Annotated in this window: 14 protein-coding genes; 11 read left to right on the top strand and 3 right to left on the bottom strand. The window is 40.1% G+C overall.

Annotated features, from left to right (window positions below):
* Positions 1-7 precede the first annotated feature (7 nt).
* Positions 8-730 (top strand): LytR/AlgR family response regulator transcription factor, encoded by a 723-nt coding sequence (locus ABFX33_RS18845; protein WP_346087461.1) that lies wholly within the window; start codon positions 8-10, stop codon positions 728-730.
* Positions 731-820: 90 nt separating this feature from the next.
* On the opposite strand, the gene ABFX33_RS18840 is transcribed toward ABFX33_RS18845, so the two are convergent.
* The 3 genes from ABFX33_RS18840 to ABFX33_RS18830 all read right to left on the bottom strand — a co-directional run bounded on the left by ABFX33_RS18840 (position 821) and on the right by ABFX33_RS18830 (position 4,983).
* Positions 821-1,606: a DUF4249 domain-containing protein gene (locus ABFX33_RS18840; protein ID WP_346087459.1), complete on the bottom strand. Its 786-nt coding sequence runs from the start codon at positions 1,604-1,606 to the stop codon at positions 821-823.
* 101 nt (positions 1,607-1,707) lie between these two features.
* Positions 1,708-4,035, bottom strand: coding sequence for a TonB-dependent receptor (locus ABFX33_RS18835; RefSeq protein ID WP_346087457.1), 2,328 nt, complete (start codon positions 4,033-4,035; stop codon positions 1,708-1,710).
* A gap of 159 nt (positions 4,036-4,194) precedes the next feature.
* The gene (locus ABFX33_RS18830; protein ID WP_346087456.1) at positions 4,195-4,983 is read right to left on the bottom strand and encodes a hypothetical protein; all 789 of its coding nucleotides are present in this window, start codon (positions 4,981-4,983) and stop codon (positions 4,195-4,197) included.
* Positions 4,984-5,551: 568 nt separating this feature from the next.
* Here ABFX33_RS18830 and ABFX33_RS18825 point away from each other — a divergent pair.
* Genes ABFX33_RS18825 through ABFX33_RS18780 form a run of 10 tightly spaced genes read left to right on the top strand, consistent with a single transcriptional unit; the run spans position 5,552 to position 22,620 of the window.
* Positions 5,552-8,506 carry a SusC/RagA family TonB-linked outer membrane protein gene (locus tag ABFX33_RS18825; protein WP_346087455.1) on the top strand — a complete coding sequence of 985 codons (2,955 nt, stop codon included), beginning with the start codon at positions 5,552-5,554 and terminating at the stop codon, positions 8,504-8,506.
* Positions 8,507-8,510: 4 nt separating this feature from the next.
* A complete protein-coding gene (locus tag ABFX33_RS18820; protein WP_346087454.1) occupies positions 8,511-10,052 on the top strand; it encodes a RagB/SusD family nutrient uptake outer membrane protein in 1,542 nt (513 codons plus the stop codon).
* On the top strand, positions 10,049-10,714 hold the full coding sequence (locus tag ABFX33_RS18815; protein WP_244211805.1) for a fasciclin domain-containing protein: 666 nt from the start codon (positions 10,049-10,051) through the stop codon (positions 10,712-10,714). Before ABFX33_RS18820 ends, ABFX33_RS18815 begins: the two co-directional genes overlap by 4 nt.
* Entirely contained in the window at positions 10,715-11,701 is a 987-nt protein-coding gene (locus ABFX33_RS18810) for a DUF5007 domain-containing protein (protein WP_120260900.1), read from the top strand.
* Between the two features lie 11 nt (positions 11,702-11,712).
* Positions 11,713-14,877, top strand: a complete 3,165-nt coding sequence (locus tag ABFX33_RS18805) for a SusC/RagA family TonB-linked outer membrane protein (RefSeq protein ID WP_346087452.1) — start codon at positions 11,713-11,715, stop codon at positions 14,875-14,877.
* Positions 14,878-14,888: 11 nt separating this feature from the next.
* Entirely contained in the window at positions 14,889-16,460 is a 1,572-nt protein-coding gene (locus ABFX33_RS18800; protein WP_120260902.1) for a RagB/SusD family nutrient uptake outer membrane protein, read from the top strand.
* Positions 16,461-16,480: 20 nt separating this feature from the next.
* Positions 16,481-17,227, top strand: a complete 747-nt coding sequence (locus ABFX33_RS18795; RefSeq protein WP_257091611.1) for a fasciclin domain-containing protein — start codon at positions 16,481-16,483, stop codon at positions 17,225-17,227.
* Positions 17,228-17,229: 2 nt separating this feature from the next.
* Positions 17,230-18,843, top strand: coding sequence for a DUF5008 domain-containing protein (locus ABFX33_RS18790; RefSeq protein ID WP_346087450.1), 1,614 nt, complete (start codon positions 17,230-17,232; stop codon positions 18,841-18,843).
* 2 nt (positions 18,844-18,845) lie between these two features.
* Positions 18,846-20,588, top strand: coding sequence for a LamG-like jellyroll fold domain-containing protein (locus ABFX33_RS18785; RefSeq protein ID WP_346087448.1), 1,743 nt, complete (start codon positions 18,846-18,848; stop codon positions 20,586-20,588).
* A gap of 7 nt (positions 20,589-20,595) precedes the next feature.
* Entirely contained in the window at positions 20,596-22,620 is a 2,025-nt protein-coding gene (locus ABFX33_RS18780; RefSeq protein WP_346087447.1) for a M60 family metallopeptidase, read from the top strand.
* Positions 22,621-22,626: the final 6 nt, after the last annotated feature.

Genomic DNA, 22,626 nt, shown 5'->3' with positions numbered 1-22,626 from the left:
TAAGACTATGGACAAGCTAAGTATTAAATACATTGTGATTGAAGATGAACCTTTGGCGAGAAGGGGGCTGGTAAAATTATTGAAAGGTTACGATTTTTTGGAATGCCTCGGCATGTATGGCAATACGGAGGATGCCCGTATGGTGATGGAGGATCAGCTCCTTGACTTGATTTTTTTGGATATCAATCTACCCGAAGAAAGCGGTTGGGATTTTGCTCAATTTATCCCTGCCCATATACAGATTATATTTACAACTGCTTATCCCAATTATGCATTGGAAAGCTATGAACTGAATGCGTTGGATTACTTGTTAAAGCCTATTGCTGAGGATCGGTTAAAGAAGGCTTTGGATAAAGCCGTCAGCCATTTTCAACAAAAGGTTCCGGAGAAAGGTGTTGTATTGCCTACTGATCATATTTTTGTAAAGGCTGACCGTAAGCTTTTTCGGTTGGAGCTAAATGAAATTCAGTACATTGAAGCCATGAAAGATTATGTGATGATCCATACAAAAGATAAAAAATTAATGGTGGCAATGAACATAAAAACGATATTCAATCAATTGCCCAATACAGACTTTGTGCGGATCAATAAATCCTTTGTGGTCAATCTAAATAAAGTGGAGAGTGTAGACAACCATTGGGTGACAATCGCCGGCTTTGAGATGCCTTTGGGAGCAAGTTTTAAAGAGGATCTTTTGGAACGTATAAAAAAGCAAACCATTAATCGGTAAAAGGTAGACTGTAATGGGCCATTTGCTTAATTTAGTAGCGAGGAGATAATGTCGTTCAGCATCATCTCCTCGCTGTTACAATATATTCAATTAATCAACCTGTATGCTTTTGGTCGAGAAGGTATGTGCACTAAAATAGCCGAGTGTTACGGGGCTAATATTAGTAGGCGGATTACTTGGTGTCACACCCGAATTGGCCGATTGCTGCATCAGGCTATACCAGTAGTTGTATACCGTTTTATCTACACAGAGCATTTCTACACGAATACGATCACCAGGGAATATATCGACATCATCTGGACGCAATGTTAAATTGATATCATTCCCATTGTTGAAGTCGTCGTTGACCGCATAAATATCTTTCAATTGTTTGTCGTTTAGAAAAACGATAAATCTATACTGATTGATTTGATCTGCCGGATCCTTATAGAAGACTTTAATATTCCGTTTTTCCTTATCGCCAAATTTTGGTTTTTCGACAGCAATAGAGTCCAGTGAAACGATTTGCGGCATTTGCGAAGTTGCTTGATATTTATCTTGATCAATGCGTACTTCCATTGTGTATGTCTCCCCCGGGATTCCTGTCAATTTTTGCGCTTTGTATGTTCCGGCTTCGGTTTCCACGAATGTATATTCGTTCTGATTCTGATCCCTTACCACGATCGTCGCTCCGTTTACCGCGGGGTAATTGTTGCCGCCAGAGAAGGCTGCATTTCGACTCAGTTTTATTTCTTGTTCTGTTGTTGTGTTATTGATGACGCCTTCAATAACTAATCGGCCAACTTCATCATTGACCTGAATATCGATGACTTTCTCACAGGATGAAATGAAGGTCGTAAGGATAAGTATACTGGAGATAACAATAATATGTTTCATATATAAATATTTTATGAGCGCGCTATGCTCGGTTTGCTTTATTTTCCTCAGTGTTTGCCCCTCTTGAAATAGAGGCATTTCATGTTTTTGAAAATCTGGGATTAAAATTTAAAATTCCAGGTAAACGAGGGGATAGGGATACCAAAAATACTTGTTTGGACAGCCTCTGTTGCGTTGGCAACGGTTTTACTATCTCTAAATGCGATTCTGTAAGGATCCTTATGCCCATAGACATTGTAAATGCCAAATGTCCAGCTTGATTGATAACGTTTCCCCGGTTTTCCTTCAAAGGTGGCGGCAATATCCAAGCGATGTGATGCGGGCATACGATAAGCATTACGCTCCGAATAAGAGAAGGTAGTATTGCCACCGACTATGTATTTTCCCGTTGGATAAGTGACAGCCCTTCCTGTTCCATAAACGAAATTACTGGAGAAAGTCCACTTTTCATTGAGCTTATAGATACCGACAATAGATACATCATGGGTACGGTCCTGCGTTGCAGGAAAGTATTTTCCTGCGTTGATCTCATCAAATTTGCGTTCGGTTTTAGACCAGGTATAACCCACCCAGCCATTAAAACGGCCATATTTTTTCTTCAGAAATAATTCGACACCATAGGCTCGCCCTACGCCATAAACCAGTTGGGATTCGACGTCTTGGTTGACAAGCAATTGCGCGGCATCTTTATAATCGATTTGATTTTGTAGATTTTTGTAATAGACCTCCGCGGAGAACTCATATAGATTATCTTTAAAGTTTCTGAAATAACCCGTGGAGAACTGATCAGCAATTTCGGGCTTGATATTCTTGCTGCTCATCACATAGAGATCCGTCGGACTAGCGCTTGTAGAGTTTGTCAATAGGTGAATATTTTGTGTATTTCTATTGTAAGAAGCTTTGATGGACTGTTGTTCATTGAGTAGATAACTTACACTAAAGCGAGGCTCCAAATTGAGATAATGTTGTACTAGCTCTCCGGATTTGTATTGTTGTGAGCCAATGGTGTTACCCGCCGCGTCATAAGTACTAAAAGTTCCTGGACCAACCAGCAACATCGCGCTTAAACGCAGGCCATAGGCCATATTCAGCTTGTCGTTTACCTTCCAGTCGTCACTGGCGTAGGTTGCCATTTCGTAACCAAAGCGATGTTCGACATGTTTGTCATTGAAACTGGAACTGGCTGTTGTCGTAATATCACCCGGAGCAATATCATGTCGGGTAACCTGCAATCCAAATTTTAGCGCATGGTCAGAACTTGCATAATATTGGAAATCCTGCTTAAAATTTAGATCGGTAATCTTAGACGTTGCCTTAAAGCCATCGTTGCGGTCCAACCCTTCGATGACATAGTTAAACTTGCTATAGACAACTGAAGTGTTTGAGAATAATTTATTGTTAAAGATATGGTTGAACCGTAGGGTTCCGGTTGCATTTCCCCAGTTGGTGCCGAAAATATCCTGGAGCCCCAATACATCTTTACCAAAATATCCGGATAGATAGATCGCATTTTTATCGTTGAATCTATAGTTGACCTTCGCATTGATGTCATAAAAGTAAAGCGTACTTTTATTAATTGTTGTATCCGAGGAGGCTTTCATAAAGAGATCCATATAAGTACGACGGGCGGATAACATAAATGAGCCTTTGTCCTTAACCAGTGGACCCTCTACTTTAATGCGGGAAGCAATTAATCCAATACCACCCTGAACAGTGGTTTTCTTATTATTACCTTCATTCATTTTTACATCGAGCACCGATGACAGCCGTCCTCCATATTCAGCAGGCATACCGCCTTTATAGATACTGACATCTTTGATGGCATCTGAATTGAACGTAGAAAAGAAACCGAGTAGGTGAGTGGCATTATAGACGGTTGCTTCATCCAGTAAAATTAAATTTTGATCGGCACCACCACCACGGACATAGAAACCTGTATTTCCTTCACCGGAGGTTTTAATGCCCGGCATTAATGTGATGCTTTTTAAAATATCGCGTTCACCTAAAACTACGGGAAGCTGATTGATCTGGTTCATATTGAGTTTTTCAACCCCCATTTGTGGCGAGGAAACATTTTTATTATTACGTCTGTTGGATGAGATGACAACCTCATCCAGTAAGGTCTGTGATCGCAGCGTGAGATTAAGGGCTTGATCTTTGTTTAATTCGATTGTGTCAATACGGGTATTGTATCCTACATAGGAGGTGGAGAGTAGATACCTTCCTTCGGGGGCAGCCATGGAATAGAAACCATAAGAATTACTGGAACTTCCAGATTGGGGAAGTTCGCGTAGTTTGACCGACGCACCAATAAGTGTTTCTCCTGTTGATACGTCGGTGATTGTTCCAGATAATGTATAGCGCTTTTGTGCAAGGGCAGTGCTGCCAAGTGAAATAGAAAGTAATAAAATGGGTAATGATCTGAGCATATTGCGAATTTTTCACGAAAATAGGGGTTAGTGAACTGTGAAAAATTTCTTTTATAGCAACTTGGTTAGATATTATAGCAACCTATTGTTTTGGCGACTTTTTAGTGAATTGAAATTTACTTTTGGTATTCAGCTTTTTTGGTATACGAGCTGATGTCTTTATTCTATTTTGGCTGAATAAAGTACATATTCCGTTCCGTTGAGCCCTACGTATATGTATTTATTGAAATCCCCACTAAATGCGACAATCAAGGGATACTGATGTACACGTAAGGGATTATTGTAGTATTCTTCAATAGAGGCATATTGTGCTTTGATCATGATTTCACCTGTTTCTTTATTTTTTATTCCCTGGAGTAGCGTCTGTTCATCGGAAAAGTAGGTATATGGCATTTCTGTGAATTTAGGATAATAAATCAATCGGATTCCTTCGTCGATAAATGTTTTATTTTTTTCTTTAAAGTCAGCCATGGATCGATCGTCAGGAAATGCAATTTGACCCGTTTGATCGTTCTTTATTTGTTGGAATAGGGTCGTTTCGTCCACTTTATTTATCGTATGTGATGTGGAATTTTTAAAGAGCTGAATGAGTGTTTCTCCAGTTTTAAAATCTGCTGCATCATACTTATAAACCGGATCACCATTTTTGTCGATACGATAACGCTCACCATGGCGTTGAACCCACGCGTATTCAGCTGATCCATACTTTACAATTTCGGGTTTGTTGACATGGAAAATCTGGAAATTAAAATCTTCTTCAAATAGTTCCGCCTTTTCATACACCGGTGACAATTTTATGTCAAGAACACTATCACAATAGCCATATAGACTATCGTTCACCAGTACCGGGATTAATTCGGGGTAGGATAAGCTTTTGGTTATAGGGTTCGTCTGCGCATAAGTAAAGGTACTTAGCAGTGAAAAAAGAAATATGAAAATGGAACGCATCTAGTTGTGTTTTTTCTAATATATCAAAAATACAGCAATATTGATCCATTTAATATCCATGAAATCAGGGGTTTTTGTAGTGGATGCGAGGTCCTTTCATCACCCGATGAGCGGTCAAAGGACTTGTTTTGCATTGTTTAACTCTAAACTGTATTTATCATTAAAACTAAATGGTTAGTTAGACGCATACTTCTGCAATTTTTAAAGTTTGTTGAAAAATCTAATGACAGTATTTTTTTTCTAGCTAATCGCAAGATGTACAAAGTTTATTAGTCTTAAATAGCTGATATTTAGATTGTTGTTTATTTTTTAAGCGGCAATTTTAAGGTTTAATATATTTTCTTTTAAGTAAATATAGTGTAGTTTTTATTGAAAATATGATTGTTAACTGAAAAAACATAATGTATAAAATACACGATAACGTTGTAGTAAATTATGCAAACGATTGTGTTTGTTGAACGATAATTTGGGGTGATTTTTTTATGTAAAATTGTTGGAAAGTGATAGTACTAACCAATATCAAGAGAAGAAACTATCTATAATCCTAAATAATAAAGTTCAATTCTAAATGAGACAGTTTTACATGATCAATTTAGCGTTCTTTATGCTACTTTTTGAGTCTTCGGCAGTGAAAGCTGGTGATCCCGGTCTGACGCCAGGTCCAAAAATAGCTAAAGAAAGGGCCGGTAGGGCTCGGATGAAGAGTAAATCCAATGTCGATTCTTTGACAGCAACAAGTAAGTTCTCCACGATACCTGTGTTGGGATCCGATACAATCTCAGTCGTGGAATTATCGAAATACCCCCTCGTTACTTTAGAGCAGATACTGAAGGGCAATATTTCTGGTGTGTATGTGCAGGAACCTTCGGCAGAACCAGGCACAGTGCAACAAAATATGTTGGTTCACGGAATTACAAGACCCGTTTTTACAGCAAGAAATTTTAAGGAAAACCGTCCACTAATTGTTGTTAACGGTATTCAGATCATTGATGAAACCAGTCTTATCTATAACATACAAAACGAGGAAACACAACCTATCGGGGCTGCGACTAATATGCTATCTCTTTTTGACCTCGATAATATTGCGTCTATCGAAGTATTAAAAGATGCCGGGCAGATTGCTAAATATGGACCAAGAGCTGTAAACGGTGTTGTGTATGTCACAACGAAAACTGCACAAGCCGGAGATAAAAAAATCTCCATTAATGGCTATTCTGGATTTGCTGTTCCGAACAACATCACTACAGTCAATGCCGAATTCGAAAGGGATTTTAGACAAACATTTTACGATAAATACGCACGTGCCGAACAGATTGCGGCCTATCCGAGTTATCTGAGTGATTCTTCGAACACCAATTATTACGGTCCGTCAAACTGGGTAGATCAATATTATAAACTCACACCCTTGTATTCGATCAATGGTGCTCTGATGGGCGGAACTAACCGTTCGAATTTCCGATTCTTTGCGAATCATACACAAAATGTCTCTGGGGCAGATGATACCAAGTTTAATAGAACCTATGGTGGATTCAGTATCAATATGTTGCCTACGACTTGGTTCAAAGTCAGTGGTAATATCCAGATCGGTCGCTTGGCGCGGGACAGAAATCGATCATTGACCGAAAGGTATACAGAGACCAAGTATACGCCGGATTTATCTACACCTTTGGCGCCGAACAAAAGTCTGTATAATCTCTATCTACGAAATTTTGACAAATTAACACTGGATAACAACTATAATACCAGTGTCCTGGCTTCGTTGGGACTAGATATCAACATCATGCCAGGCCTTGACGTTACTTCCAGGATAGCATTGGATTATAATGAAAACCGTAGGGACGTATTTTGGCCTTCAACATTGATGGAAGGAAACAATTATACATCTAATTATCTGGGATATAATGAGCGTTTGAGTTTTGACAATAATATAAGTTATGTCAAGGAACTGAATACGGGGAAGTTATTGTTCGAAGCTGGGCTTCAAATACAGGCAGATCGACAAAAATACAATTATCTCCAAGCCTATCGAGGACCCAATGATTATATCAAGATCAATAAAGTAGAGGGCGATAAGAACAAGACTAACTATCTTGTTTCCATAGGTTTTATTCCTTATATCTATGGCGACAAGACCATTCATCATCTGATCAATACGTATTTCAGAACGACTTACGAATGGAATGGTCTAAAACTTTCAGGATTGATACGCCGGGATGGTTCCTCTTGGCAACAATTATCCGAGCGTTGGTATACTTCGTATGCTGTGAACGGTGAGTATGATCTGAGTTCCAAAATCGAAAACGATAAAATAGATATCCTAAAATTCAGGGCCTCCTACGGCCATATCGGTAATTTGCCCAATTCAGATACAGAGGCAGCAGGCCCACAATATTCCTCACAATTGAGCTGGGATAAAAATACTGGAATCATGTCTTACAATGGTGTTGGAACAGTCTCACGCCCTTATTCTTATGGCTGGGTTGGCTATGATGTGCCCTGGTCATTTACAGATATGTATAATATAGGGGTCAGTCTTTCAATGGCTAAGCAATTTGGTTTGCATGTGGATTTTTACAATAAAACCACTAAAAATATGCTCCTGCCAGTCCCTACCGTGGCTGAATCAGGATATAAGTTTGAATATGCAAGTGGTATGGATGTCCAAAATAGGGGTGTCGATGTATCGCTAAATTATACAATGCCGCGCAGTACTGGCGGTTTCTGTTGGAACAGTGCGTTCAATATTGCTTACAATACCAACGAATTGAAAAAGCTTCCAAATCAATTGGATGCTATCGTGGTAGGGAAAAATAAGCTGCAAGTAGGGGAACGAATTGATCAGTACTGGCTGTTGCAAAATAGAGGAAGCTATCAATCCGATGCGGAAGTGCCTGTCCGTGATGGCGATAACAGGGGCATGACCTACAATGGCACTGATATGAAAGGCGGCGATCCTCGTTGGGTAGATCAAGATGGTAATTTTGATATTAATAATGAGGACCGCTTATTAATGGGTAATATAATTCCCAAATGGACTGGCGGATTTACAAACCAATTCGCCTATAAAAACTTTGATCTTTCCTTCCTCTTGTATTTTAATCTAGGCCGCGAGATCATAAACCAGCAAGCCTCGAAAAAATATGATTTCGCTAACGTCGCTGAATCCAAGAATTTGTATGGTGTACGTGAAATCACTTCCTGGGAGAAAAGTTTTGACGAAACAGCATATCCAATTTATAATCCTTGGTCTTCGGTAGTTCCCTATCAGGCTGAGCAGGATCTGTTTATGGAAGACGGTTCATTTGTGAAACTTAAAAATTTATCGGTGGGGTATGATTTGACTAAAGTAGTGAACAATAAAAAGTTAAATCGACTATACGTTTATGTGACAGGAAGTAATCTATTGACTATTACCAAATATTCTGGACGCGATCCTGAGCTGGTCAATTTTTACGGTTACGACACTGGTACAGGAATCCGTTATCCAAAAATGTATACCCTCGGTGTCAAATTAGACTTTTAAACCTATGATGAGAAAGAATATAATACTTCGTTTTTTACTTTGTTCGACGATTGCGATCTCCGTAATGTTTGGGACAAGTAGTTGTGAAAAATTTTTGGATGTTGAATCCAATCATATTGTTAATGAGGAAAATAAGTGGAAAGATATCAATGATATCCGGGGTTCTCTTCTTGGGGTATATGGTTTGTTGCGTACCGCCTTGGCCGAAAACAATGCACATTGGCTATATGGGGAACTGCGGAATGGTGATTTTACTGCATTGAACCGTCGTGATCTACAGGATATTGTGGATGGACGTCTAAATTCTTCGGCTAAGTTGATTCAGGAAGGTTCGGATTGGCGAAGATTTTATGCCGTGATCAATGCCGCAAATTTATTTATTGAACGCTCATATGAAGTTCTCGAACATGATAAACAGTATACTGCCGCTTTGCATGAGATCGACGTCGCTCAAATGCGTGTTGTCAAAGGTTTTGTTTATTACTTATTAGCAAGAACCTGGGGTGATGTTCCCATTTGGGACAAATCTTATGAAGGGGCTTTCCCAAAGATCAAAGCTTCTTCTGTGGATCAGGTGCTAACCTACGCCGAAAACGAAATAAATGCTGTTAAAGATAAATTGCCATTTTTTTATGGATCTTTTAATGATCCCGTGCTACCTGCAGATCTTTATCTGGGCTCTACTTCTGTGAAATGGTCCGGTGTATTGTTTAATAGGCTATCTGCATATACGATTTTAGCCCATATTAATGCGTTATCGGGAAATTATCTTGAAGCATCGGTGTTTGCGGATTATGTGATCGCGAATGCGACGCGTGGCGGTATCGCTGCAACCGATATAGCAGATATAACGAATACAACCAACGTAGGTTTTTTCTTTGGTAACCGCATCAAACATATTATCGGTTTTCCCTTTCCAAATTCAAGTAATGAAGGCGGAACAGATGGGCATATCGAGTCGCTGACATTGGCTAAACCATTGGTGTCAAAACCCAATCCCGATATTTATGTGAAAGTAGAGCGTATCGTCGATATTTTTAATGAGGCAGGGGACCAACGTTTTCGTATTGATTCTACTGGAACTGTTCAAACCAGTTATTTTGCTGATTTTGGAGGTATCCGACCAATTTTCAAAAAGATACACATCATTCGTAATGGGGAATCAGGCACAGATGGTTCACTCCCATTTTTCACTTCAACTTTGGTATTCAGTCGTTTTGAAGAAATCAATTTATTGCGAGCTGAGGCAAATGCAGTATTAGGACGTACAGAATTGGCTACTGCAATATTGAACCAGTCCCGCAAAAATCGAGGCCTTGTTGAGATAGGACCCAATGTTGATCTGATCGATGCCGTATTTCAGGAACGCCGCAAAGAACTGATGGGGGAAGGCTGGCGCTGGTTTGATGTCGTGCGTTACAATAAAATAAAAAAGAATGATCCTGCTTTCCAGAAGTTGATTGCCCAAAAGGGAATTTATTGGCCCATTAGTCAGAATGCATTGGCAAATAATAAAGAATTGCAACAAAATACATATTGGAAATGATGAAAATAAATAGAAGATATAATGTAAGTATTTTATTGGGGATGCTCTTGTGTATAACGGCTTGTACAAAATACCAGGGCTATTATGAATATGAAAATACTGAGAAGGTATTTAACGGGAATTCACTGGCCTATTTACAATCCAAACCGGGGGTGTTTGACTCCGTGTTATTGGTGTTGGATAGATTACCTTATCTCAAGGATGCAGTAGCAAACGAAAAGGTGACTGTTTTTGCACCAACAAATAGCACCTTTCAAACTGCACTTTCCAATTTAAACCTTGTGCGAGACAATCAAAAGAAAGAACATTTGAGCATCCAGAACTTGGATATCGCTCAATTGGATACCCTCATGACCAAATATATTGGCGCGGGGATCGTAACTACGGATTCTACACTCTATATCGATGGACTATTTATCGAAACCTATGGCATAAGGCACCCGATGCACGCACAACGAATCAAGGAGAATGCATCAGGTTTGGTAAATGGTGGTGCAGAAATCATGTATTATAGTGATACTAAAAATAACTCTTTCCAGTCGCAATGGATAAGAGCCAGCTCTCAGGCCGTGAATATTTTTACGGGCAATGGGGTGGTGCATGTTTTAGGGGGACGTCATGAGTTTGGATTTGGCGATTTTTTAACCAGAATGAATAAATAAATGAAAAAATTCAATATATACTTACGAAGCAGTCTCTTGTTTTCGACAGCACTGTGTTGTTTGCAAAGCTGTGTTAAGGACTTCGTACCGAGTGAAAAAGCCGCCTTTAGCTTGGATATGGCTTTTAGTCAAACAGAGTTCAGACCGGTTTTGGGGAGAAATTATAATCAGAACTTTTTTAATGATGATCAGTCGACACGTCCACTAAATTTCCGGATTTTAAATGTGCGGGCTTTCGATGGCAGTGAAGCTCCCGAATTGTTAAAACCTTTCCCGGTTGAGGTATGGAAAAAGCCGTATACGGGTTTGGAAACATCATTGGAAGAAATCAATGCCAAGCGCGAGATTGTAAACCGTCCACTTTGGGAGATCGGTTTGCATTCGGGATCCTTTACGATGTGGAATGTTGCTTCATCGGATTTTGTCCGTGTCGAGCCAGATTCCTGTTATCTATTTGATGTAGAGGTTTCCAACTCTGGTGGAAAAAGATATTTCAAAGACTTTAAATTGAAACCCCAAAAAGAAATACCTGCCAGCGCATATTTTAATGAGTCAGAGAATGTTGTTGGGGATTCTACGAGACAGCCAATTTTGGATCAACAATTCTGGTTGAACCGTACCGGCGACGGGAGTTCTATTACTTTCAAGTTTCTTGATTCAAAATTGAAACCGATTAAACTTTCGAAATTTAATGGGATGACAGCAGAAGATTGGAAGTATCTGGTTCATGGTTTTAATCCAAAGTTTGCCGCCGATTCCAGTTCCGTCACCTACGATGTGGTTTATCCAATGCCTTTGGTACCTACACTAAATACGCGATTCAATGAAGGGGAAAAAGCTTTTTCTACTTTTAAGTACAATCGTGTTGCTTTTGGAGGTGCACGTATTTCGTCGACCTATAAACTGCTGTATACCATTTATCAGAAAGGGGATTGGGAAATTATTGTCTACTTCCCTACACAAGCACCTTTATTTGACAATGACTAACTAAGATACGTATGAAAAGATATATAATATTAATCAGCTGTGTGCTGACTTCGGTCATGTCACATGGGCAGACTAAGGTGACTGTAAAAGGGATGGTTTTGGATGCGGTCACTAATCGGCCAATGGTAGGTGTTTCGGTGCGTTCGGCGAAAACTGACAAGGTACTTTCCGCATCAGGATCAACAGGAGCCTACAGTGTCAGCACAACAAGTAATGATGACTTGATTTTTTCTTTTACGGGTTACACAGCATCCCGTATTTCCTTGACAGGGCGAAATTCTTTTGTGATTAACGTAAAAATGTCGACTGCACAGAATATGCTCGAGGAGACTGTTGTTCAGGGATTTTCTAGACGTTCTAGACAGACTTTGACGGGGTCATCAGTTTCCATAAGCGGAAAGGACTTACAGGATAACCCAGTAGCCAATATAACTGAACTATTGCAGGGTAAGGTCGCTGGTCTGAATGTACAGATGAATAACGGTACTCCTGGTACACGGGGTACAGTCTTGCTACGTGGTCTTTCTAACTTGGGAACCGTCGGTAGCGGTGTGGATACTTACTTGATCCCTACTTCTCCACTTTACATTATCGATGGGGTGCGCGTAGATGATAATACCAATTTCGAATATGGATATGGGGGAGCGGGTACAGGTATAAGTCCTCTTTCCTTGATCCCACCTGAAGATATTGAAGAGGTGCAGATTTTGAAAGATGCGGCCTCCACATCATTGTATGGTACCAGAGGTTCCTATGGCGTGATTTTGATCCGGACTAAAAGGGGACGGTCGGAAGTGCCTCGTATCCAATATACAACCAATCAGTTTCTTTCTATACCACCGAACCTCCGTAACGTGTTGGGTGGGAAGGATGAGCGTTTGAGCCGTATTAATCAAGTCTATAATTATGCGGATAGCTACTGGCAAGGTCGGGATGATATCAATAAACATCAGGTACTGACGGATAGCTTAAATCCATACTTTAATAATTCGACTAATTGGCAGGGCGTATTTTACAAGCCAACATACAATCAGTCGCATAATATTTCAGCATCCGGTGGTGATGATAAATTCAGTTATAAGGTAAATGGAAATTATTACAAAGAGAATGGTATCGTGCAGAATACAGGTTTCAATCGCTACACACTTGATATGAACACCCAATATACCCCCAATGAGCGTCTACGTCTTTTTGCCTCCATGTCGGGTAAGATTGGTGAGCAGCAACTCGGCGGTGGTACTTCTGTGAGCCAGGGTGGAGTAGCCTCGGCAGCAACAGCCTCTTCTTTATTGCCTTCACCCTCACAAGGATTTGTTACTTCAGATTTGATCGCTGCATTGAATGGTCGTAATGATAATAAAAGTACAAACCTGATCGGTATGGTGGAGCTCGAGTTTGATATCCTCAAGAATTTCAGGGCAAAAAATACCTTCTCTTATAACTATTCTACAGATCGAACGGACACGTATAAACCTGCTATAGCAAACAACAACAGGTCGAGCTTTTATAATTATGACTCGCAGACCAACTCGTTGAATAATATGTTTTTCTTGTCTTATCTGAAAGAAATCGGTAAGCACACTTTTAATACCTATGTGTTTAATGAATTGGACATGAAAGACAACCTCAGAAAGGAATACCTAAAAGATGGCTTTGCGAATGATCAATTGGAGGGACCTTTCGGATTGTCTGCTGCCAAGGGGGGAGTAACGGGGGTGTCGGACTACCGTAGTGCCGGCTTTGGAGCGAGTTTCTCTTATAATTATAATTTGAAATACGTTGTGGATCTGACCTATCGTATTGATAAGACCTCTACTACCGGAGCAGAAAAACCCTGGATCCAAAACCCCTCAGTTGCTGTGCGTTGGAATATGGAGCGCGAAGGATTTATGAAAAATCTCAAAGATGCCGGTTATGTAAACAGTCTGGCACTGCGAGGAAGCTGGGGCCGTAATATTACACCTACAGGAACAGTTTTCGATGCCTTCGGTAAATATATTTATACAGGCTATTTTAACAATAATCCAACAATTGGTTTTGATTGGAAAAATATGCCAAATGCTGATCTAAAACCTGCAACAACGACGTCTATGAGCTTTGCATTGGAAGGGGATTTCTTTGATAATAAATTTAATACCATTCAGGAGGTCTATTACAAACAGGTTGAAAATGAGTTGATGCAGATTGATATGGCTGATCATAATGCTTTTGGGAAACAACAATCAAACGATCTGGCTCACGTCACCTATGGTTACGAATTTACGTTGGCCTATCGTCCCTTTGATCGCGGAAGTGATTGGAATTGGCGTATTGAGCTCAATGGAGCAATAAATAAAGAAGCATTGACGGAACTACCTAACTCACGCCGCCTACATATTGCTTATGACGAAGTATACAATACTTACCACCAGGCTTATATTTTGGGTAGAAATCCCTTTTCTCATGTTTTGTATGATTATAGAGGTGTGTTCAGTACCGACGGAGATGTACCTGTCAATCCAAGCAGCGGTGAACGGATGAAAATGATAAATGGCAATACGGTCTATTATTTTCAGGGCGGAGATCCCAATTGGACAGATGTGAATGGTGACTATATTATTGATGAAAAGGATATGGTCTATGTCGGGAATTCACAACCCCGAGTAACAGGTGGTATCAATTCATTTTTAAGTTATAAAAATTGGTCTTTGAATATGATGTTCTCTTATGTCAGAGGGCGTGATATTATCAACGAAGTATTGGCCAAACAGTTGAACTCCTATTTCGATCCCTTTATGACGGATCAGGATCGTAATGGTCGTCAGAATGCTGCTTTATTGCCATTGGATAGATATGATTTCTGGCTGCGTGAAGGTGATGTCGCGACCTATCCGAATCCTTTTGATTATCAGCGACAAGGTGGTATGAAGCCATTTCGCCCCAACCAGACTTTGTTTATGGAAGATGGGAGCTACCTTAAGTTCAATTCAGCAACCCTACGTTTTTCATTTCCAAGGGAGTGGATAAAGCGTTACAAATTGCATGGGTTGAATACCTACCTCACAGCAAATAACATTTATACATTCACCAGCTATAAAGGTGTCAACCCAGAGGGGGTTTCCAGTATGGGATATGATCGTTCGGATGGCTATCCAAATAGACGTTCTTTCACGTTGGGTATTAGTGCACAATTTTAATAGAGGAAAAAATGAAAAAATACTATTATAAAATCGTTGGTTCATTTCTGCTGATCTTTTCGCTGATGGGCTGTAATAAATTTGTCAACGTAGAACCTATTGACAGCCTTTCGGGTAATAATTATTGGAAAGACCAAGGTGATGCGGAGACCTTTACACTGGAATTGTATCGACTTTTTAGAGAAGCTTCTTTATTGAAAGGACCTTATTTTATCATGGGTGAGTTGCGCAATGGGATGGTTCGACGAACACAGTCTTACCCGAATCGTTTCGATATTAATTATGCGGCGATTGGAGATGTAGAGAGCTTGGCAACCACACAACGCCCCCTACCAGGAACGAATGCCGATACTTTTTGGACCTATATCGTCGAGTGGGATATTCTGAATAACTGGCAGCCCTTTTATAAGGTGATCCAGTCAAGTAATATTCTCTATGAGAATGTTCTTCGACTCGCCGAAAATGATAAAAGCATCTCGCCAGCAATAGTGAAGCATTATCAGGCCGAAGCAGTATTTATGCGTTGTCTGACCTATTTCTTTATGATACGTTTATATGGGAATGTGCCTTACTTCACAAATGCATACAATGATAAACCTCTGCCCAGAACATCACATATCGAGATTGCCAAAATGTGTCTAAAGGACTTAGCAGCGGTTAAGAATGATTTGCCTTGGACATATGACGAACCTGCAAATCGGGGTGTGCGTGCAATGCGTGGATCAGTGGTCGCATTGATGATGCATTTCAATATGTGGGCTGCAGGCTTTGATACAGGCAACGAACAAAAGTATTATCAACAGGCCGATGAACTTGGTGATGAACTGACTCAACAAGGTGAGCAACAAAACAAAGCTTATGAGTTATTGCCTATAAATCGGATTAAGGAGATTTTTCAGGGTAGATCGCGGGAGAGTTTATTTGAAATATCAAATAGTGTGAATTATCAAGGTTTTGTTCCTGCAAACTCGCGCAAGATGATTCCTTTTTACGTATTGGACGGTTACACCGTTCGCCTGAATCAGGACCGTGAGAATTCGGAGATGGCTTACATTCCCCAATATATCGAAAAACTATATCCGGAAGGAGAGCCAGATGGTCGTATCGCGGAATGGTTTGACGAGGCGAACTGGAAAACTGGAAACGGGAAATTCCGCCTTTATAAGTTCGTGAATTTTGAGTTTACAGGCTCAAATACCGCTGAAAATTATGCCAACTCCATTATGGTATTTCGTCTGGCTGAGTCATTACTATTGCAAGCTGAGGCATGTGTTGGATTGGGAAATGCTGATAAAGCTACCACTTTGCTCAATCGGGTACGTGGCAGAGCGAATGCGTCTTTGTATCCAGCAAATGGCTATGAAAGTTTATCACAAGCTATTTTCTATGAACGCGGCAAGGAACTTATGGGGGAAGGATATTATTTCTTTGATCTCGTGCGTACCAAGCGGATCTTGAGTGGAGAGTATACGCTAGCACCTTTAACATTCTCTACATTTAATGCTGGGGCATGGACATGGCCAATCAGTAGAGAGGCTTTAAAGAACAATCCACATATGTCACTTAATTATTGGAATAAATAAGATTAAAATTATATAATCAGATGAAAAAAGCTTATTTTTTACCTTTTTTACTTGCATTAATCCTGTCCGGATTTAGCTGTTCAAAAAATTACTACGATGATTCGGGTATCCATCAAGCCAAGTATGATGGCAATATGCTACAATATCTTCAATCTAAAGGGAAAGATGAACGTAGTCTGTTTGATACTTTGCTGACGGTCATCAACCTTGCCGGCTTGGAGAATACCATAGCAAATGAACAAATTACCTTTTTTGCGCCAACAGATCCAAGTATCGGCCGCGCTATTCGCATCTTGAATAAAACGTTATTTGAGGCGGGACAAGATACGGTGACGGCGTTGAACGAGATTGATCCGCGTGTATGGAAAAAGATGCTGCAAGGTTATATGATCAAGGGGAATCTTGGAATTGTAGACTTCCCTCAGGTAGATACGATGGCGTTAAATGCCTTCTCTGGTAGACTTTATCAAACCTTGGATGATGATCTCATAGTGAATATCGGTACTGTATTCCATGATCTTAAAAATGATGGTGTGACAATCAAATACCAGGGACCACGACAGCTATTGTTCTCTTATATTCCAGATATGAGTAGACCAAAGAGTTTTTGGAAAAATGGTTATGTTGCTACATCTAATATAGAGCCTACAAATGGCAGACTTCATGTACTTCGTTACATCGATCATCAATTTGGATTTTCATTTAATAACTATGCTCGGTTTTCTGACCTTGCGATAGAATATGGCATAAAATATAAGGAGAAATAGGTATGAAAAAGAATACAATACATATGCTTTTAGCCTCCTTATGTTTAGGCGGTTTCGCAATTTCATGTACAAAAAGTATTGATTATGGAACGGATCCCTATGGAACCAGTGAACATGCATTTGATTTGAAATTTGCGGATGCAGCGCCTTCTCCAAGTCAGGCGCGTCCGGGAGAAGAGGTAACATACAAACTTGTGGGGCTATCAGGTATCGATAAAACAGCGATGACATTTTTTGTCAATAATAATCCTTCAGAGATCATTGCTGCCACAGATTCTACGATAACGGTGCGTCTGCCAGAGACGGTAAGTACCGGTAGTGCAAGATTGGTTATCAATGGGCAGACCTTCGCCGGACCATTGACACCAATTATTGGTAAGGTAGCAATAGATCCGATTTTTAATGCGGGTACCGGAGCATCAGGGATACTGCATACCATTAAGCGATTGAATAACGGCCAGTTTTTTCTGGGAGGAAATTTTGATGATTATAATGGGAGTAAGGCTTTGAGTGAAATCAATGGAATTGCACGGATAACGGCTACAGGTGAATTTGTGTCGGGAATGGCGTTCGGTGAAGGAGCCAAAGGGGGGACGATAAATAATATCGTCGAACTTCCAGATGGACGCTTATTTGTTGCGGGTAATTTTTCGCAATACGATACGGATAAAACTGTTCGTAGCATGAGCATATTAAATGTGTCGGGATCATTGAATAAAGAGTCTGTAGAGATATTAAACCTTACAGATGACCCGACGAAAGGTACATTGAACGTACCTGTTTTTAATGGAGGTGTTTTGGATGGTGGAATCGTTAAAGCGTTTTACAGGGATAATAAAATAACAGTGGTAGGGGGCTTTAAACGCTATACCAGTAATTATTATGCACGCTCAACCTACAACCAGATCCTAAGTGATTACTTTCAGTCTGCCAGCATTGCACGTGTCAATTTAGATGGATCATTGGATTCTACTTTTTTGGTTGACAATAGCTCATTTCCAAAACGTGGATCTTATGGGGTTAACGGAGGTGTATTCGATGCAACAATGGATGACAAAGGCACATTGACGATGGTGGGCTCCTTTACGCAATACAACAATAAAATCAGTGCAAGTAGAATTCTCCGTTTAAAGACATCAGGCGAATTGGATACAGAATTTAATGCTGGTGTTGGAGCCGATAATACCATTTATAAAATTGTACCGGTCGGGAACAAGTTCTATCTGATTGGAAGTTTTTTGAATTATAAAGGGCAGCAGACAAATAATATTGTATTAATCAATGCGGATGGATCGGTCGACCCAAGCTTTAAAGCAAAGAGTTTTACGGGGGGGATTCCAGACTACTTAGCGGTATTGGATAATGGATTATTGTTGGTGTCGGGAACTTTCAAACGATATGATAATGTGATTCGAGAAGGTTTAATGATTTTAAATTCCGATGGTAGCCTAGCCAAAGGCTATAACAATACGGGGCGATTTTTGGGCAGTGTAACTGATTCTTATATCGGGGTGAACTCGATCGGACAACGCACCATTACTTTGGTTGGTCTTATCCTTTCATTTAATGGGAAGTCTGATTTGGGAAATATTGTTCGACTAACTATTCAAGATTAACGATGATGAATATCTTAAAATATAATACGAAGAGAAGCAAAGTGTATAAACTATTTTATGCCGTGTTACCCTTATTGCTGTTAGTTTCCTGTAATAAAGAGATTGAGAATAAGGCACATTTTGCTTCTACAGATGATATTAAGGACGATTATAGCGAAAAAAGCTATAAAGTTGCCTATATCGTGATAGAAGGAGCCGTCGGCTCAGTCGTGGCCACAGAAGCAACGGATTATAATAAGATGCCATTTTTGGCATCAATGACGAGTAAAGGCCTATTTAGCTGGAATTCGATTGCTTCCGATGCTACACAGGATATTACGTTTTATGCGGATTTATTGACTGGTGTAAAAAAAGATAAACATAAAGTTGTCTCTGATGACATTTCAGGAGCCGCCTTTGATAAGTATCCACTTATTTTCGATCGGTTGAAAAAGGATCTGGGAACCCGTACAGCGGTATTTACCTCAAATGCTATTGTAGACAAATTGAGTCAAAACTCGACGATTGATAATAAAAAAGTATTGGCTTCGGATGAACAAGTTGTACAAGAAGCGAAAACAGAATTAAAACGGGACGATTCAAATTTTACGTTGGTCACTTTAAACGGAGCGGATAAAGTTGGGAAAACACAGGGGTATGGACCGAAAAGCGCAGCCTATCTCACTGCGCTCAATACAGTGGATAAACAACTGAAGGAGATTGTAGGCACGATCGAGTCACGATTAAACTATAACTCCGAAAGATGGTTAATTGTTGTTGCTTCAAATAGAGGCGGGACTTACGAATTGGATCCAATACAAGACGATCATTCGTTATATTCAGTTCCGTTCCGAAACAATTTTGTCCTTTTTTACAACAATCAATTCCAATATAAATTTATTGAACGCGTGGATCTATCAGACCCGACCTATGATGGATCAGCGATCAGATATACCGGTACCGCGACAAGTGCAGTGATTGATGCTGACAAAGCCGATATTTATAATTTGGGAAATACCGTAGATAAAGAATTCACAATTCAGATGAAAATAAAGTTTCATAATCGAGGTTCATTAAATCCTACGTTTTTTTCCAAAATGGGTAATACTGGCAACTCGGACGATGGGTGGTCTTTTATTCACAATGGTGGGATCGGTTGGCGATTGAAAGTGAAGGGAACACAGGTTATTGACAATGAAGTTTTCAATCTTAACGAATGGTATACCTTAACTGCAAAAATCTATAACGATAAAGGAACCAGAAAAGCAAAAGTATTCAGAAATGGTGTACTCAAAGCTGAGGGTAGTATTAATGGCGTTCAAGGAAGTTCATCACAGTCGTTGAAGTTGGGCTCTGGTGCTACTTATGGTAGCGGAGCTTCCCATACAATTACTGACGTACGGATCTATAATAAGGCTTTACCCGATGAATACATCGCTTCGAATTATTGCCAGACAGCGGTTTACGATGATAACATCTATTGGAACGATTTGATTGGGTATTGGCCAGCGATAGAAGGTGCAGGAAATGTACTTGTCGATAAATCAAAGAGTAAAATAAATTTTAATATTACTGGCGAAGTAAGCTGGAATGCATTTTCGGAGCGCTCGGGTAGTTTATGTCCCACAGCACCACAAAATCTAGAATTGTCTACGATCCGTTCGGTCGATGCTCCGGTTCTGATTTATAACTGGCTGGGGATATTAGGAACGGATAAATTTAATCTTGACTCAAAAGTTTGGACGCCAAACTATTCAAATAATTAAGCTTACGATGAAAAGGATTTTAAAATTTGTGGGTGTATTGGCATTGCTTTCCTCCACAGTAGCTTGTACGAAAAATTATGGTTATGATTTTGAAAATGGTTTCGAGATAAACAATATCGATGATACATTGGGACTAAATGTCAACAGAGATCCGAAGTTTATTGATCGATCCAAATATACGCAAGCACGTATTTTTCCCGGATTGGTGGATAATAAAGAACCCCGGCTGCAAAATTATAAGGTTACAGTAGACCTCAATTATGTACAGGTAAAAGGTTCAGATTTGAGGATATCTGTGGCGCCGGGGAATTGGCAGAGTACATCCATGTATGCGCCGGCTGGGGAACTCGTTGTGATTGATGTGCCTGAGGGAATTTACGGACTTTATGCACAAATTGGGGCTCATACGACAACGGGTTCAGAGGGAATTCCTGTACCACAACGTGACTTAGTGGTATATTCCCGTCAGGTGTTGTTCCCAGGGAAAAATTACCTCAGAAATCTGTATGGCGGGCTCATCTATATTCTTCCTTCTGCACCATTAGGTCGCCAGGTTGAGCTTGCATTTTCCGGAGTTGCTAAAGCACCGAGTTTCAAACTTGGGGTAACAGATCCTATCGCTTGGGCAGAAGAGATCAAAAAATCTGCTGTGCCTTGGTTTGAATTGGAAGGTAACCGTATTGTGTTTACGATGGAAACAGCTAAAGCGCAAAAATATGGTGTAAGCAACCCAAATGAATTGATGGAAGCGTGGGATAAAGCGATCAAGGAAGGTTATTGGGATTGGACCGGCTTGGTTGAAGGAAGTACTGACCCCAAACATAGGGCACCTTTCAATAAATGGCGTATTGTCCATGATGTCCTGTTCAAAGATGGCGTAGCCCAATATTCGGGATTTCCAGTATATGCACGTAATAACGAATCTTATTTCAGGCAGGCAACCGATATTGAGGGCGTAAAAAATACCAATTGGGGAACTTATCACGAATTGGGCCATAATATGCAAATGGGGTCCACCTGGAGCTTTGCCGGTAATGGTGAGGTAACCAATAATTTATTCCATTTTAAAGTATCGCGCATATTTGGTCATCAGAGTTACAAAATTGCTGAAGTCTGGAGCGCTGCAGTACCCTATATAGCAGAGCCGAAGTCGAAAACAGGTGGTATAAATTGGGCAAGCATGGATGTAGATGGCAATAAATATAAAAGTAAATCAAGTGATATCCGATTGATGATGTGGGCACAGATACTGGAAAGGTATGGTTATGATTTTATGACCTATATTTATAAGAGAGGTCGTGATGCACGCTTTACCTCCGTCAATGATCAATCAAAGGTTGATTTTTTCTATGAGGCTTTGAGTGAATTTACGAAAACTGACATGGAACCTTACCTTAATAAATGGGGCTTATATGTCAGTTCTGTCTCTAAGCAATATGTGTCTCAGAACAAGACTTTTCCATTATTGGATCGCGATGTATGGAATTTTAATCCGGTAACCCATACCGGAGGGAATGCGTCTACTGTTGCTCCAGTTTTTCTAGAAAAGAAAGGTTGGACTGCAGATGCAAATAGTTGGGATACTCGCGGAGGGGCACAAAATCGACCACCGAGTAATCTGATTGATAATAATTTGACAAATACATGGCATCCTTGTATCAGCGGTTGTACACCACCAACCAATTACGCTAACACTGCAGTTCCGGACCGGACTTTTGTTATCACGATTGATACAAAAGACGCGATAGATGCTAAAGGATTTACGTTGGTACAGCGTCACGATAGCAATACAAACCACGCGAAAAAAATCACGGTTGAAGTTGGGAATAGTATCGATGCATTTTCAACGGTTGGTGTTTTTGATTTGGAGTATGGTAGCACAGCGGTAGGAAAGGAACAAGTGATTTATTTTGATGCGGAGACTAGAACATTGAAGAACTTTAGATACATCCGATTTAAAATCAATAAATCTGATGTCAATGGTGATGCCAGTGGCAATGCAGCTTTAAATGAGTTAGGACTTTTTAAATAAGAAAAG

Source organism: Sphingobacterium ginsenosidimutans, from assembly GCF_039536865.1.
GTDB classification, from domain to species: domain Bacteria; phylum Bacteroidota; class Bacteroidia; order Sphingobacteriales; family Sphingobacteriaceae; genus Sphingobacterium; species Sphingobacterium detergens.
This window is presented reverse-complemented; position numbering and strand designations above follow the sequence as displayed.

Bases quoted from the DNA above. Each gene is read 5' to 3' on its own strand.
- ABFX33_RS18845 (WP_346087461.1), top strand. From the start codon at position 8: ATGGACAAGCTAAGTATTAAATACATTGTGATTGAAGATGAACCTTTG.
- ABFX33_RS18840 (WP_346087459.1), bottom strand. From the start codon at position 1,606: ATGAAACATATTATTGTTATCTCCAGTATACTTATCCTTACGACCTTC.
- ABFX33_RS18835 (WP_346087457.1), bottom strand. From the start codon at position 4,035: ATGCTCAGATCATTACCCATTTTATTACTTTCTATTTCACTTGGCAGC.
- ABFX33_RS18830 (WP_346087456.1), bottom strand. From the start codon at position 4,983: ATGCGTTCCATTTTCATATTTCTTTTTTCACTGCTAAGTACCTTTACT.
- ABFX33_RS18825 (WP_346087455.1), top strand. From the start codon at position 5,552: ATGAGACAGTTTTACATGATCAATTTAGCGTTCTTTATGCTACTTTTT.
- ABFX33_RS18820 (WP_346087454.1), top strand. From the start codon at position 8,511: ATGATGAGAAAGAATATAATACTTCGTTTTTTACTTTGTTCGACGATT.
- ABFX33_RS18815 (WP_244211805.1), top strand. From the start codon at position 10,049: ATGATGAAAATAAATAGAAGATATAATGTAAGTATTTTATTGGGGATG.
- ABFX33_RS18810 (WP_120260900.1), top strand. From the start codon at position 10,715: ATGAAAAAATTCAATATATACTTACGAAGCAGTCTCTTGTTTTCGACA.
- ABFX33_RS18805 (WP_346087452.1), top strand. From the start codon at position 11,713: ATGAAAAGATATATAATATTAATCAGCTGTGTGCTGACTTCGGTCATG.
- ABFX33_RS18800 (WP_120260902.1), top strand. From the start codon at position 14,889: ATGAAAAAATACTATTATAAAATCGTTGGTTCATTTCTGCTGATCTTT.
- ABFX33_RS18795 (WP_257091611.1), top strand. From the start codon at position 16,481: ATGAAAAAAGCTTATTTTTTACCTTTTTTACTTGCATTAATCCTGTCC.
- ABFX33_RS18790 (WP_346087450.1), top strand. From the start codon at position 17,230: ATGAAAAAGAATACAATACATATGCTTTTAGCCTCCTTATGTTTAGGC.
- ABFX33_RS18785 (WP_346087448.1), top strand. From the start codon at position 18,846: ATGATGAATATCTTAAAATATAATACGAAGAGAAGCAAAGTGTATAAA.
- ABFX33_RS18780 (WP_346087447.1), top strand. From the start codon at position 20,596: ATGAAAAGGATTTTAAAATTTGTGGGTGTATTGGCATTGCTTTCCTCC.